Origin of the sequence: Qipengyuania qiaonensis, assembly GCF_019711515.1 — a bacterium.
Classification (GTDB): Bacteria; Pseudomonadota; Alphaproteobacteria; order Sphingomonadales; family Sphingomonadaceae; genus Qipengyuania; species Qipengyuania qiaonensis.
On sequence record NZ_JAIGNO010000002.1, the window covers coordinates 224,839 to 238,631 of the forward strand.

Annotated in this window: 15 protein-coding genes and 1 pseudogene; 4 read left to right on the forward strand and 12 right to left on the reverse strand. The window is 67.2% G+C overall.

The genetic code is table 11. The features are described from left to right. The first annotated feature begins 65 nt into the window (after positions 1–65). From K3174_RS04025 to K3174_RS04035, 3 genes are read left to right on the forward strand one after another with little or no spacing between them, the layout of a single operon-like run. Positions 66–689: an acyl-homoserine-lactone synthase gene (locus K3174_RS04025; protein ID WP_221555806.1), complete on the forward strand. Its 624-nt coding sequence runs from the start codon at positions 66–68 to the stop codon at positions 687–689. After that, positions 686–1,549: a phytanoyl-CoA dioxygenase family protein gene (locus K3174_RS04030; protein ID WP_221555808.1), complete on the forward strand. Its 864-nt coding sequence runs from the start codon at positions 686–688 to the stop codon at positions 1,547–1,549. The genes K3174_RS04025 and K3174_RS04030 overlap by 4 nt, the downstream gene beginning before the upstream one ends. After that, positions 1,546–2,136 (forward strand): GntR family transcriptional regulator, encoded by a 591-nt coding sequence (locus K3174_RS04035; protein ID WP_221555810.1) that lies wholly within the window; start codon positions 1,546–1,548, stop codon positions 2,134–2,136. The genes K3174_RS04030 and K3174_RS04035 overlap by 4 nt, the downstream gene beginning before the upstream one ends. Before the next feature lies 1 nt (position 2,137). Here K3174_RS04035 and K3174_RS04040 read toward each other — a convergent pair whose 3' ends face one another. The 11 genes and pseudogenes from K3174_RS04040 to K3174_RS04090 all read right to left on the reverse strand — a co-directional run bounded on the left by K3174_RS04040 (position 2,138) and on the right by K3174_RS04090 (position 12,504). After that, positions 2,138–2,974, reverse strand: a complete 837-nt coding sequence (locus tag K3174_RS04040; RefSeq protein ID WP_221555812.1) for a DJ-1/PfpI family protein — start codon at positions 2,972–2,974, stop codon at positions 2,138–2,140. Then, on the reverse strand, positions 2,967–4,409 hold the full coding sequence (locus K3174_RS04045; protein WP_221555814.1) for a PepSY-associated TM helix domain-containing protein: 1,443 nt from the start codon (positions 4,407–4,409) through the stop codon (positions 2,967–2,969). The genes K3174_RS04040 and K3174_RS04045 overlap by 8 nt, the downstream gene beginning before the upstream one ends. Then, complete coding sequence (locus tag K3174_RS04050; protein ID WP_221555816.1) at positions 4,406–6,682, reverse strand: TonB-dependent receptor; 2,277 nt, start codon at positions 6,680–6,682, stop codon at positions 4,406–4,408. The genes K3174_RS04045 and K3174_RS04050 overlap by 4 nt, the downstream gene beginning before the upstream one ends. Positions 6,683–6,752: 70 nt before the next feature. Next, positions 6,753–7,151 (reverse strand): hypothetical protein, encoded by a 399-nt coding sequence (locus K3174_RS04055; protein WP_221555818.1) that lies wholly within the window; start codon positions 7,149–7,151, stop codon positions 6,753–6,755. A 17-nt stretch (positions 7,152–7,168) separates the two neighbouring features. Beyond that, positions 7,169–7,729, reverse strand: coding sequence for a TolC family protein (locus tag K3174_RS04060; protein ID WP_345719591.1), 561 nt, complete (start codon positions 7,727–7,729; stop codon positions 7,169–7,171). Positions 7,730–7,851: 122 nt separating this feature from the next. Further along, positions 7,852–8,610 (reverse strand): annotated as a pseudogene (locus K3174_RS04065) (TolC family protein); the annotation flags it as partial. After that, the gene (locus tag K3174_RS04070) at positions 8,610–10,202 is read right to left on the reverse strand and encodes a DHA2 family efflux MFS transporter permease subunit (RefSeq protein ID WP_345719579.1); all 1,593 of its coding nucleotides are present in this window, start codon (positions 10,200–10,202) and stop codon (positions 8,610–8,612) included. The gene K3174_RS04070 and the pseudogene K3174_RS04065, both read right to left, overlap by 1 nt. After that, entirely contained in the window at positions 10,199–11,308 is a 1,110-nt protein-coding gene (locus K3174_RS04075) for an HlyD family secretion protein (RefSeq protein ID WP_221555829.1), read from the reverse strand. The genes K3174_RS04070 and K3174_RS04075 overlap by 4 nt, the downstream gene beginning before the upstream one ends. Continuing rightward, positions 11,305–11,646 (reverse strand): DUF3817 domain-containing protein, encoded by a 342-nt coding sequence (locus K3174_RS04080; protein ID WP_247711871.1) that lies wholly within the window; start codon positions 11,644–11,646, stop codon positions 11,305–11,307. Before K3174_RS04080 ends, K3174_RS04075 begins: the two co-directional genes overlap by 4 nt. A 1-nt stretch (position 11,647) precedes the next feature. Then, entirely contained in the window at positions 11,648–12,070 is a 423-nt protein-coding gene (locus K3174_RS04085; RefSeq protein WP_221555833.1) for a DUF6010 family protein, read from the reverse strand. A gap of 14 nt (positions 12,071–12,084) precedes the next feature. Continuing rightward, positions 12,085–12,504: a hypothetical protein gene (locus K3174_RS04090; RefSeq protein ID WP_221555836.1), complete on the reverse strand. Its 420-nt coding sequence runs from the start codon at positions 12,502–12,504 to the stop codon at positions 12,085–12,087. A 138-nt stretch (positions 12,505–12,642) separates the two neighbouring features. On the opposite strand from K3174_RS04090, the gene K3174_RS04095 reads away from it, so the two are divergent. Further along, positions 12,643–13,308: a TetR/AcrR family transcriptional regulator gene (locus K3174_RS04095; protein ID WP_221555838.1), complete on the forward strand. Its 666-nt coding sequence runs from the start codon at positions 12,643–12,645 to the stop codon at positions 13,306–13,308. 3 nt (positions 13,309–13,311) lie between these two features. Here K3174_RS04095 and K3174_RS04100 read toward each other — a convergent pair whose 3' ends face one another. Further along, entirely contained in the window at positions 13,312–13,767 is a 456-nt protein-coding gene (locus K3174_RS04100; protein WP_221555856.1) for a MarR family winged helix-turn-helix transcriptional regulator, read from the reverse strand. Positions 13,768–13,793 lie beyond the last annotated feature (26 nt).

Genomic DNA, 13,793 nt, shown 5'->3' on the forward strand with positions numbered 1-13,793 from the left:
TCTTGGTATGGGAAAAATACTCCGGGACTGCTGATCTGAACCTCGAGAAAGTCGAGGTCAAAGACATGCACATACTTGAAGAGACCCTGCCCGAGACGATCGCTCATCCGGCACTAAGGGCGATGTTCGCGGCGCGAAAACGCGTCTTCGTCGATCTGCTCAAATGGGACATTCCGGTCCTCGCAGGCCAGTACGAGATCGACCAGTTCGACACGCCCGATGCGACCTATCTGGTGCTGCTCGATGACCAGGGCGCGCATCTTGCGTCGACCCGCCTGCTGCGATCGGACGGGCCCCACATCCTCGCCGACCTCTTTCCGAGCCTGTGCGCCGACGCTGTGCCAAGGGGCCGCTCCATTCGCGAGATTACCCGCTTCTGCATCGACCCTGAGCTCACCCGAAGCGAACGGCGGCTCGCGCGCGACCAGCTGGTGAGCGCGCTGGTCAGCCACGCGCTTGGCGATGGGGTCGCCAGCTACACCGCCGTGGCGAGCGTCCCGTGGTTCGAGCAGATCGCCCGGTTCGGCTGGCAATGCGAGGCGCTCGGACCGAGCCGACGGCTCTGCGGCGAGGCGCTGGTTGGTCTGAGGATCATGATTGACGAGACGACGCCCGGCGCCCTTGCCAGGACCGGCATGCTGCGCCCGGCCGACTACCTTGTGCAAAGCGCGATGGAGACGCGGTCATGACACCCGCTGACACCAACATCTGGGCCGCGCGGCTCTTTGAAGACGGCTATTGCATCATTCCCGATCTCGCCGACGCTACCTGCCGCCAGTTGGCCGGGGATGTCGCTTCCGTTCTTGCCGAAGCGCCGTTCTGCACCGGCGATTTCTACGGCTATCGCACCAAGCGGATCGGCGGGCTGCCGCGGCGCTCCGTCCACGCCCGCGATCTGATCCTGCATCCACTGGTCCTGGCGCTGGCACACCGGGTGCTCGGTCCGGCCTGCGAGCGGATCCAGCTCAACGTCGCGCAGCTCATTGAAATCCATCCGGGCGAGATCGAGCAGTTTCCGCATCGCGACGACGATATGTGGCCGGTGGCGAAGAACGGGACGGAATATCTGCTCAATGTGATCTGGCCGCTCGACTCCTTTACGGCCGAAAACGGGGCTACGCGGATCTATCCCGGAACACATCGCGAGGGCATTTCGGACCTCGCCGATCTGCCAGAGCCGCAGGTCGCTGCGTGCGCGCCGGGCAGCGCAATCTGCTTCCTAGGCTCGACCATTCACGGTGCTGGGGCGAACCGGTCGCACGCCGTTCGCCGGGGCGTGGTCGTGGGCTACAGCCTCGGCTGGCTCAAGCCGCACGAGAATCCATGGCTCGCCTATCCCCCCGCCGTTGCGCGCGACTTCCCCGAGGAGCTCGCCGCGCTGGCCGGCTATGTGCAGCATCGCCCCAATCTCGGCAATCACGAGGGCAAGTGCCCCTCGCTGCTCCTGCGCGATCAGCAGGGGGCCGCGCCCGGTCCTGCCGACGCGCTGCGCCCCGACCAGGCGGAAATGGTCGCAGCGTTTGCCGGAGCGCGGCGCGGCGGGCAATGAGCCCGGCGCACGTTCTCGAGCCGACCTATGAGCGGCTGAAGCGCGAGCTCATGAGCGGCCGGTGGCCGCAGGAGACGCGGCTCGAGGCGCAGAAGATCGCCGAGGATTACGGCGTGAGCGCGACCCCTGTGCGCGACTGCCTCAACCGTCTGACGGGCGAGGGGCTGGTGGTGATGCGGCCGGGAGAAGGATACAGGGTTCCGCGCCTCACCGAAAAGGCCGCGCGCGACATGCTGGCACTGCACCATATGCTCGTCATGCACGCGCTCGCTGCGCAACCGTCCGACCCCTTCGAGCCTGGTGACCCCGATGACGAAGCCGACTATGCCGGATCGGTGAATGCGCTCTTTGGCGAACTCGCCAGGCGGTCGGACAATGGCGCGCTTGTTTATGTCGTTTGGGCACTCGGGGAACGCCTGCATTCGCTGCGCACCATCGAGCCCGCTGTAATCGAGGATGCCGAGAGCGAGCTGGCGCGGCTCCGTGAGGCCTGCATTGAACAGGATGCCGATCTGGCGAAGGCGGTCGCCGCGTTTCACGACCGCCGGCTCGATCAGATCGCGGCGCTTGTCGCCGCCTTGCCCTAGATCAGCGCGCCGTGCGGCGCCGCTGTGCGATCGCGCGGACATGCGCCTCGAAACCAGGGAACATTGCCTGCATTCGCGCGACGATCTGCGGCGGTGCGGTGTCCAGCGTGCCGCTGTCATACGGCGGCACCGGAGCATACTCGGCGAGCAGCTGGACCGCGCGGGCATAGTCGTCGCCGCGCAGCCGTCCGAGGAGGGCAAGGCCGAGATCGATGCCAGCGGTCACGCCGCCGCCGGTGATCCGGTTGCGGTCCGTGACGACGCGCTCGCTGACCGCTGTTGCGCCGAAGGCCGGAAGCGCGCCCATGCCGAGCCAGTGGGTTGTGGCCCGGTATCCGGCGAGCAGTCCCGCCTGCCCGAGCAGAAGCGCGCCGGTGCAGACCGAGGTCACATAGGTCGCGCGATTGCCGGTCGCGGCAAGAAACGCGATCGTCTCTTCGTCCTCCATCGCTTTCAGCGTACCCGATATACCGCCAGGGACGAACAGGATGGTGGGTGCGCTCGGCACCTCATCGAGCGTGATATCGGGCAGAATCGAGAGGCGTGTGTCGGTCACGACGGGGTCCAGCGTCTTTGCCGCGATCAGCACCTTCGCGCCGGCAAGGCTGGCGAACATGTATTGCGGTCCGGCAAGATCGAGCGCGGTCATGCCAGGATAGGCCAGCATGACGACGAGCTCGTCGCCGGTCCAGTCGGCGGGCCAGGCCGACATGTCGTGAACCGGCGGAAGGTCCGGCGGCGGCGGGGCTGCGGTCTGGGCCCGCACGCGGGCACTTGCGAGGCTCGGCGCAATGGCGCCAAGCGCGGCGAAGGCCGCAAAGGTGCGTCGGTCAATCATGATTAGGACCTTTCGTTGTCGGCCGGAGTGATGCTGACGAGACCTGCATCACGCCCTGCTGGCGGAGCCCCAGCCAGTCTGCGATGCGCGGCAGCCGGCGGACAGCCACCCTCTCGAAAAAAACGATCAGCGCGAGGGTCAACCCGAACATCGGTACAAGCAGCGCCAGGCCCAGCACCGCGGCAACAAGCGCCGGTGCCCGGGGTGCCGGGCCGATGGAGGGCGGCGCGCCGAGCACGCCGACCGGCCTGCGCCGCCACCACAGAATAATGCTCGACACGGCAAGCGTCACCAGTCCCAGCAGAGTGAGCGCGCCGGCCAGCTGGTTGGCGAGGCCGAACAGCGCACCTTCGTGGAGCGCGATCCCGTAGCCGACGGTCCGGTCGATCCAGTGGCGATCGGAAAAGTCCCGCCGTCCGATGACCCGGCCGTCCGATCCGTCGATCTCGACTTCGGCGCGTTCGGGACGGTCGGCGGTCATCGACCGGGCCTGCCACATGCGCGAACCGGCGGTCGGCGGCGCGATCTCGACGGGCTGGGGCAGGTGCAGTCCTAAAGCGGTTGCGGCGACGCGGTCGATCTCCCGGCCAATCTGTACATCCGGCATGGCATCGCCGCCAGTCATGCCCGCATGGTGCGCATGATCGTTCATTGCCGCACGCAGGCTGCGGTCGAGCGTCAGGCGTTGCTGCGCATCGCTCTCGGCACCGCGCGACCATTCCTGCGTCTCGGCGTTCTGGCCGGTGACGGCACGCACCGCATCGAGATAGTCGCCCCAGTTCTTCGCCCAGGGCAGGCCGGAAAAGATCAGCAACAGCGCCGCCAGCGACACCCACAGTCCGGTGACCGCATGGAGGTCGCGCCAGAACAGCCGCCCTCCGGCGGCGAGGCGCGGGTAGAGCACACCGGCCCGCTTCCTTCGGCCGCGCGGCCACCACAGGTAGAGCCCGGTGAGCAGCAGCATGATGGTCCAGCTCGCGGCAGTCTCGACAAGAAGCGATCCCCAGCGCCCCATCATGAGCTCGCCGTGCAGCCGGAAGACAACCCGCATCAGGCGGTCTTCCTCGCCGACGATTTTCAGCACGTCACCGGTCTCGGGGTGCAGGTAGATGCGGGTTTCGACCGCGCCTTTGCCGACGATGATGCGCTGGGCATCGTCCGGCTCCGCGCGCAGCACGAAGCGGTGGAGCACCGCTCCGGGCACAGCCGCCTGCGCGCGTTGTGCCAGCTCGGAGGGAGCGAGCGGCGCGCCGGTAACGGCGAGATTGTCATAAGGCCGGTCGAGCCACGCCTCGATCTGCGGCTTGAACAGGTAGATCGCGCCGGTGGCCGAGAGCCAGAGGATGAAGGGGATGGCGAACAGGCCGGCGTAGAAATGCCAGCGCCACACAGTGCGCAGCCACACCTCCCGCGATGCGTTGTGCCGCCGCGTCATGGCCGACCTCCGGTCCAGCGCAGCCCGGCAACGAAGGTTCGACCGGGATAGGGGTGGAAGACGAAAGCCCGTTCGCCCAGAAGGTTGTCGACGCCAAGGTCGAGCGCGAACGGCCCGAAATCGACGCTCGCCTTGAGATCGACGAAAGCGAAAGAGGACACGCAGAAGAAGGTGTCGCAGCGCGAGGAGGCGCTGTTCTCGAGATTGCGCTCGGGCGTGCTCTGGTGGCGGACACTGGCCGCCAGTTCGAACGCATCACTCACAGCGTAACGCAGCGACGCATTGGCGCGCCATTCGGGGACGCGCGGGAAGCGGTTCCCCTCGAGTGCGGGATTGAGTGGATTGCCTTCGATCCTCGCATCGATCCACGAGATATTCCCATCGAACGACAGACCTTCGATCACTACGTCCTCCGCCGCGACGATGAAGTCGACGCCCCAGGTCTCGACCGCGCCGATATTGGTTATGAGCGACTGGCTGACCGGCACTTCGCCGGGGCCGGCAACGAGGATGGTCTGGCCAAAGAGCGTATCCCGGACATTCTGGCGGTAGCCGCTCAGAGTCAGGTCGATCGTGCCGAGGCGCTGGCGCGCTGTCACCTGCATGTCGAACCCGCGCTCGGGCGCGAGATCGGGATCGAAGCCGCCCAGATCGATCTCGCCGACATTAGGACCATAGGCAATCAGCGAGGCCTGGTAGAGCTCGCCAATGGTCGGGAATCGGGTCGCCCAGGCGAGCGAGGCACTTAGCTCGCTTGTGTCGGACACGCGCCAGGCGAGCGCGACCTTGGGGGACCATGCTGCGTCGGTGCGCCCGCGATAGTCGACCCGTGCGCCGGCGTTCTGGAGAAAGCCGTCCGCCGCGCGCCAGCGCTCGTAGCGAAGCCCCAGCGTCGCCTCGAGAGCGGGTGTCAGGCTGATCGCATCTTCGACGAACAGGCCAATGAGTTCGGACTTGCCGCCCGAGGCGTTGCGCACCGGGCCGGGCGCGGCGGTCCGCCAGTCGGAGACCGGTGCTGTGCGGCTCCTTCCGGCATAGCCCGCATAGGATGCGCCAAGCGCAAGGCGGTGCGGCCCGATGGCGCGTTCGACCGTGAGCTCGATGGTCGTCCATCGCGCATTCTCGTCGGTGACGATCCCGCCTTGCGGGATGAGCCCGGTGGCGAGATCAGCGGGGTCGGACTGGCGGCTGCGGTCGTCGAGCGTCTCGAAGCGGCTCACGGCAAGGTCGAGTGACCAGTCACCGAGATGACCCTTCAAGCCGAGCCCGGCGAGGAGTTCTGCGCTGCGGCTGCGGCCCAGCGTCACCCCGGCGATCCCGACGAAAGTGGGCTGCCCATCGCCGTCAGTGAGAAAGCTCTTGGGCTCGCTTGTCCCGTCGCGGTCGAGCAGGAGCGCGGCGAGCGCGCGCAGCTCCCAGTCGCCGCCCAGTTCCTGGTTCGCGCGCAGGCGGAACTGGTCTTCTCTCGCATCGACGACGCTGTCCTGCGCCGCGATCCGCAAGGGGAAACCGAGCGCATCGTCGATGGTCGCCTGAGCGGCATAGGGGGTTCCAGGGGCAACGGTGCGCCATTGCTGCGGCTGGCCTTCGTTCTCGAAATGGCGCCAGGCGAACGAAATGCCGCCGCTGCCGAGCGCGAGATCGGCGCGCGCGTCGAGCGCGTAGCCGAACAGGTCTTCGTCGGTCTCGTAGTAGCGATAGCTCTGGAAAAAGCTCTGGGCGCCGAGCGAGACGGCGGTCCGGGATACCGGCTCGGTCTCGAGCCGCAGCACGCCGCCCAGCGCATGGCCCGAATAACGCGCGGAACTCGGACCGTAGACGATCTCTGCGCGGGCGATGTCGCCCGGTGCGAGCACGCCCCATTTGGGCGCGGTATCGAAGCTCGCGCCCAGAAAGTTGGCAATTACGAACCCGTCCACGCTCACCAGCGCACGCGGCGTCTGCGTTGTATGCATGTTGCGCAGCGACAGCGTGGCGTTCGCATCGCCGATATAGCGCTTGCGCACGACGAGACCGGGCGCGTAGCGGATCACGTCCTCGGTGTTGATCGCGTTGACAGCGGCGATCTGGTCGGCGTCGACCGCGAGACCTAGCCCGGGCGTATCGAGCGACTGCAGGCTGCGGCTTTCGAGCGCGCCGGTAACGACGATCGTTGGGCCGGCCGGTTCGGGTTCGGAGTTCCCGGGGTCTGTGGACTGGGCGGCAAGGGGGGAAGCGAGACAGGGCAGGACGGCCGCCAGCAGCGGACCGCAGGGTCTGGTCGGGAGTAGCATAGAACATTCCTGAAGGAGGGAACGCGAAGAACCGGCGCTGCAAGTGCTGCAGCGCCGGGGCGTGATACGATCAGGAAAGTCGGGGTGGTCCCGTGGAAGGCGGCGGCGGTGCGGCGAGGCCGCGACCGATCGCCATGGTCGTCGTCAGGATCGACGGAAGCGCTTTGCGTGCGACTTGAGGAACGTCGAGCTTCGGCGCGAGCGACGCCAGCGCGGGTGCTGCGAGGACTCCGAAGGGGCAGTGCGTGTTCGGCTCATCCTTGTCGCCATCGCCCCGGTGATCTTCGCCAAGCGCAGCCTCGAAACGCGCCTGGGCCTCGGCCTGAACGCGCGCATGCTCGGCAGGCGACAGGCCCGGGGCGCAGATGGCGATGGTGATGGCGCCATCCGCACCGCGCGCGGGCATGTAGCCTTGCGGTATGAGCGCGCTCAGCAGCAGCGCCAGCGCTGCGACAAAAGCGGCGGTCATGGGTTGCCGGCGTCGACTCACGGCGAGCCCGATAGAGTGGCTTCGGCCGGGCGCCAGCCGAGACCAAGCGCTGTGCTGAGGACGGCGTGGCTCTGCGCCAGTCGCGCCTCCGAACCGACCAGATCGCGGCGCGCCGCAATTGCCACCCGCTCTGCATCGAGCACGTCGATCAGGGTCGCTGCGCCAAGCTCATATCGGGTGCGTGCGAGCCGCGCCGCTTCGGCCGTGAGAGCGACAATCTCGCTTCGCGCGGCCACTTCGCGGCGGGCCTGGCGATGGCGCGCGAGCGCCGTCTCGACATCGGCGAGCGCGGCGAGCACCGTCTGCTCGTACTCGGCCAGGCGCTCGTCTCGCAGCCCTTCGCGCTCGGCGATCCGCGCGCGCACGCGGCCAAGATCGGGCAGGCTCCAGCTCAGCAGTGGACCGATCGAATAGGTGAAGCTGTCCGAACCAAACGCGTCGGGTGCGTTCGCCTGGAAGCCGAGATTGCCGAGCAGGCTGATCCTGGGGAACAGATCGGCGGTCGCGACACCGATTTCGGCGGTCGCTGAAGCAAGGCGGCGTTCGGCTGCGCGGATATGGGACGCTGGCGGATCACTGCGGCCGGTTCCGCAGGGAACGTCGTGCGAGCGGCGGTGGGGATGACGCCATGGCCGAGGAGATCGGTATCGAGGGCACCGCGCTCCTTGCCGGTCAGCACCGCGAGCCGGGCGAGCGCTGCCTCGGCGTCGGCTTCGAGCGCGGGGAGCGTGGCGGCGACGCGCGCGCGTTCGGCTGCACTGCGCCGCGTGTCGAGGTCGCTGGCAACGCCGAGGCGACGCTGTTCGGCGACCAGCTCGACAAGGCGGTCGGCGGCGGCGAGATCGCCTTCGGCCAGCACCTGCTCCTGTTGCGCTTCCCTTAGCGCAACATAGGCCTGCGCGGTCTCGTTGAGCACGCTGAGGCGAACATCGTCGAGCGCGGCGCCCGCTGCCTCGGTACCCGCAATCGCGGATTGCAGCGAGCGGCGCCGGCCACCGGCAAGATCGAGCTCCCAGCTCGCCCTCAGGCCGACATCGAACAGGTCGATATCCTGCGGCTCGAAGCCGGGCACCTCGACACCGAAGGCGGCGATCGCAGGGCGGGTGCGGGCATAGCGGGCTTCCGCGCTCGCGGAAGGGCCCCGCTCGGCGCGCCGCGCGCTGACCAGCGCTTCCGACTGCGCGAGCCGCGCCTCGGCGGCCTCGATCGTGCGGTTGGCCGCCAGCGCCTGCGCCATCACCCGGTCGAGCACCGGGTCGTCGAACTCGCGCCACCATTCGGAGATAACGGGCGCCGACGCCTCCGGATCGGCATTCACGAACGGCGCGCCGGAGCGCGCGAGCGGCGCAGGATCGGGCGGCCCGGCATAGTCCGGTCCGACGGTCGCGCAGCCCGCAAGCAGGAGCGCGGACAAGGGCAGAAGGCGCTGCGTCAGCATCAGTGGACCGCCATTCCCGCCCCCTCGGGCGGCTTTCTCAGGAGCAGGACGGCGGGGACCGCGCAGATCATGGCGATGCCGAAGAGCCAGAACGCGTCGGCATAGGTCATCACCAGCGCTTCGCGCTCGATGAAAAGTGCGAGCTGCCGGAAGCTGGCGATGGTGGCGCGTGTGCTGTCGGTGGATTCGACAAGAAACGGTGCCGCGCCCTGCGACAGGCGCTCGGCCGCCAGCGGGCTGTTGGCGGTCACCGCCTGACCGATCTCGGCGCTGTGGAACGACTGGCGCAGATCGATCAGGATGGCGGTTCCCGCAAGTCCGATCGAGCCGCCGAGATTGCGGGCGATGTTGAACAGGCCCGAAGCATCGGCGGTATCCTCCGCAGCAATCCCGGCGAGCGCGGCCTGGCTCAGCGGCAGGAAGATGAGCATCTGCCCGAACCCGCGCAGCACCTGCGACCAGAAGAACTGGTCGCCGCCCGAGGCCGCGGTCATGTCGACATCCATGAAGCAGCTGATCGCGAAGAGGATGAGACCGGCGGCGACCAGCAGGCGGACGTCGACATACTTCATGAGGAGGGGAAAAAGCGGCATCGCCACCATCGCGGCCGCCCCGGAATACATCGTCACCCACCCGGTCTGGGCAGCGTTGTAGCCTGCGATCGTCCCGAGGAAGATCGGGATGATGTAGAGCACGGTATAGAAGGCGCCGCCCATGATCAGGCTGACGACGAAAGCGCCGGCGAAGCTCCGCTCGGCAAGCAGCCGGAGACGAAGGACCGGATCGGCATGACGCAGCTGCGACCATGCCGTGAGCACCGCGCCGACCGCGACGACAAGCGAGAGCATCACGATATGGTCACTCTCGAACCAGCCTTCGCGCTGTCCTTCTTCGAGCACCACCGTGCCGGCGCCGAGAAACAGCGACAGCCCGATAATCCCGATCCAGTCGGCGCGCGGGAGCTCGGCGAGCCGCGGGTGTTCGGCGGGGAAAGCCGACAGCAGCATGATGACGAGCATGATCCCCACGGGCACATTGAGGAAGAAGAGCCAGTGCCAGCTGATATTGTCGGTCAGCCAGCCGCCCAGCAGTGGACCGAACACGGGCGCCAGCAGCGTCGTCATCGCGAACATCGCAAAGCCCTGCACCTGCTGGTGCGGCGGCAGCCGTAGCGCGATGATCGTCATCGCCGAAGGGATGAGGGCGCCGCCGAAGAAGCCCTGCCCGACACGCCCGAAGATCATCGTCGTCAGGCTGTCGGCGATCCCGCAGATCACGGAGAAAACGACGAACAACGCCGTGCAGCCCACCAGAAGCAAACGCAGACCGAACACGCGGACCAGCCAGGCGGTGAGCGGGATCATCACGATCTCGGCGACGAGGTAGCTGTTGGCGATCCATGTCCCTTCGGTACCCGAGGCGCCGATCTCGCCCTGGATCTGCGGCAGCGAGGCGTTGACGATCGAGATGTCGAGCGCCGCCATGAAGGCGCCGATCACGCCGGCGAAAACGGCGATCCAGTCGCCGAGCCGCGCGTTCGCGCTCGGCTTGGCGACCTGCATGTCCCCGGTTGTGGCTGCGGCTGTGCTCACCGGCGCGCCTCGCGTGTGTCGACCGTTACTTCGGCGGACAGTCCGGGAGCGAGCCGGGCGCGCTGCTCTGCCGAAAGCCGCAGCATGATGCGCACAGGCACGCGCTGGACGATCTTGGTGAAGTTCCCGGTGGCGTTTTCAGGAGGGAGCAAGGCAAAGGTTGCGCCGGTTCCCGGAGCAAGGCTGTCGACCACCCCGGTCAGCTCTCCGCCGGCAAAGGCGTCGATCTCTATGCGCACCGGCTGGCCGGGGCGGATCCGGCCAAGCTGAGTCTCCTTGAAGTTGGCGGTAATGTAGAGTTCGCCGGTCGGAACGACGGTCATCAGCCGGGTTCCGGGTTGGACGTATTGCCCGGCCTCGGCGATGTTGTCGCCGATGCGTCCCGCACGCGGTGCGCGCAGTTCGGTGGCTTCAAGGTCGAGCCGTGCCGATGCGACCCGCGCTTCGGCGGCGGCAATGGCTGCTTCGGCCTGCGCGAGCTGCGCCGTCAGCGTCGAACGGGTCTCGGCGGACGTGCGCACGGCCGCCTCCTCCGCGCGGACGCGCGCGCGGGCCTGATCGCGCTCGGCATTCGCCGCATCACTGCGCTCGCGGGTCCCGGCACCATTCTGCGCCAATGCGCTGGCGCGCTGCGCTTCCCGATCGGCGAGGCTGGCAGCGCTGCGCTGGACGGCGAGACGCGCGCGCGCTTCATCGGTCGCGGCGCCGCGGGCCCGCAGCTCGGCCTCGATGCGCAGGAGGTCGGCCCGGCGTGCGGCGAGATCGGCTTCGGCTTCGGCGAGCGCAGCCTCGAACGGTCCCGCCTCGATCCGGGCCACGATCTGGCCTGCGCGCACGCTCTCGTTATCGTCGACGAGCACCTGGTCGAGATAGCCCGAGACGCGCGGAGCCAGCGTTACCGAGTCTGCGGCCAGATATGCATTGTTGGTCGATTCCATGAAGCGGCCGGACGTCCAGTATGACCAGCCCCAGGCGAGCGCACCGGCGAGGAGCCCGAGCAGCACGACGCCAAGGACGACACGCGTTCTGGGAGAAGAGAGCGGAGATGCCTTCGGCTCCGGAGGAGCATCGGCATCGGGCGAGGTAGGGTCCGGATTTTCGGTCATGCTCTTTTCTGACTTTCGAGCGCCAGCGCCTTGGCGGCGAGAAAGCGGTCGTTGAAGAAGGGGCCAAAGGGGATGATGGTGAGCAAGGCGGTGCGCAGCACTTCACGCGGTCGCCACCCTCCCGCAGCGGTCGCCTCGGCGAGCGCGAGCAGATAGGTGATGAACGCGGCGCCGTGGACCGGCCCCGTCAGTTTTACGCCGTCGGGATATCCGGCGAAGTATTTGAGCGGGACAGCGATACCCACGAGGAGTATGAGAGTGGTGCCTTCGATGCGTGACACGAGCCGGAGGCGGCCAAGCGGCGTCCGCAGCCTGAAGGGAGGATGTTCATCCGGCATGTCAGGCCGCCATGCTGCGGGCGCGCCGCCTGCGAACCGTTCCGATCAGGTCGGGCGCGCCTGCGAAGAACCAGATTGCGATGACGGGGTCGAAGACAGCGCAGCCGAAGGAGGAGAGGGGGATCGACGCAAGGAGCGGGTCGCCATAGGCATGATGCGCGATATCGTTTGCAGTATGGACCAGCCAGGCGAGACCGATTGCCGGATACCAGCGCAGGCCCAGTAGCGCGAGCGCTAGGCCGGCGAGCATCGGAAGATACTCCCAGCCGCCGAGCGCGCCTTCCCAGTAGAGACCCGACCCGAAGCCAACGAGCATCGCCATCGAGCGCTGCCGCCATGGTTCGGGCAGCAGCCCGGCGAGCAGGATGAAAGCGACTCCGACGACGACGTTGGTAAGTGCGAACAGGATGAGGGTGGAATCCATAAGGCGAGGCTCCTTCAGAAGCGCAGCAAAGGTCGCCACCAGGGAATGGCGACGAGCGTGAGGAGGAGCGCAGCGGCGAACAGCACACCGCCGCGCCGCTCAAGACTGCGGCGCACGGAAATTCCGGCGACATGGATCACAACGAGCGCGATCACCATTGCGGCAAAGTGGAAGATGGCGAAGAAGCCGGCCTCGCCGGTGAGATCGCCCGCCGTCATCGCACCGCTGCCGAGCGGGCTGAGCCAGAGATAGAGCAGCAGGCCGAGCGTCAGCTGCATATCGGCGGCGGGCACGGCAAAGCGCGCGGCAAGGCGGGCACGGCGGCCGGTGAAGGCGGCCAGCATAGCCCACACCAGCAGCGCGAGCACGACCCAGCGCCAAGCCGAGTGGGCAATCAGCGCGGGTAAGTATAATGTCGCGGCGAGTTCGGTCACACAGTGTCCCGCTTCAAATCCTAGAGCGTTCGTTCTAGGAACGGCCCTATCGCGCGCCGCAGCCTCGCCGTCAAGATATTTAGATCGATCACTCTAAGATGGCTTGGAGCCGGAGACGATGGCCGCTAGAAGAAGCTGATGCGCAAGGCCGATCCCGACAACACCGAACTGCGAAAGCGGCAGATACTCGACGCGGCGCTGGCATGCTTCCGCGCCAAGGGATTCGCGGGCGCCTCGATCGGCGACATCTGCAAGGCGGCGGGCATGAGCCCGGGTCATCTTTACCACTACTTCGGGTCGAAGGACGAAATCGTCACCGCGATCGCGTCGCAGGACCGTGCACAGGCGACAGCGACGCTGCAGGCCTTGGGCGAGAACGGACCCTTGGCCGAAGCGATCCTCAACGCGCTTGATCCCGAATTCGAGCTTGGCGATTACGGAATCGACGGCAGTCTCGCCTTCGATGTCTTTGCTGAAGCCTCGCGCAATCCGGCGGTCGCGCAATCCGTTTCGTCGCTCTACCGGAACGTCAATGCGGGACTGGCGGCGCTGATCCGTCGCGAGCAGGCGAGCGGACGCATTCCTGCCGAAATCGATCCCGAGGGCACGGCGCTCGCCATCACCGCGCTCGTCGAAGGGATCGGCGTGATGGGCATTTCGCACGACGAGAACGAGCTTGCCGCCGCCGCTCCCGCAGTCCGACGCGCAATCCAGGCGATCCTTGGCCTGGAGCCGACAGCGGACGGCGATGCCCGCAAACCGCTGCGAACACGCAGGGCGACCGTCCGAACGAATACGGGTTAGTCGTCACTTTGCGGCATGGAGCGATTGCGCCGCGACATGGTCTGCACAGCACTGCGCAACTGCCGAGAGGCTTTCGATCATCTGCTCTTGCTCTTCCGGCGATCGCGCATCAACCAAGGCTTCGAGCCTTTGCGCAAAGCCGGCGTAGAAGCGTCCGATCGTCTCGAAGACGCGCGGCGTCGCCGATACCAGCACTGAGCGGCGGTCGTTTGCGTCGCGCATGCGCTCGACCAGCTTCTGACGCTCGAGTCTGTCGATCATGGTTGTAACCGATCCGCTGGTCAGCCCGAGCGCCGCAGCGATTCGCCCGGCGGGCACCGGGCCGCGCTCGAGCAGGTTGAGGCAGGCGAGATCGTTGCGGCTGATTCCGAGCAGTCCGCAGGCGTGGTGATCTAGCTCATTCAGAGCCGTATAAAGCGTCCGGCAGGCCGTTGTCGCCTGCTGCGCGGCCTGCGTCATTCGCCAGGCTCCGATTTATCTTGACT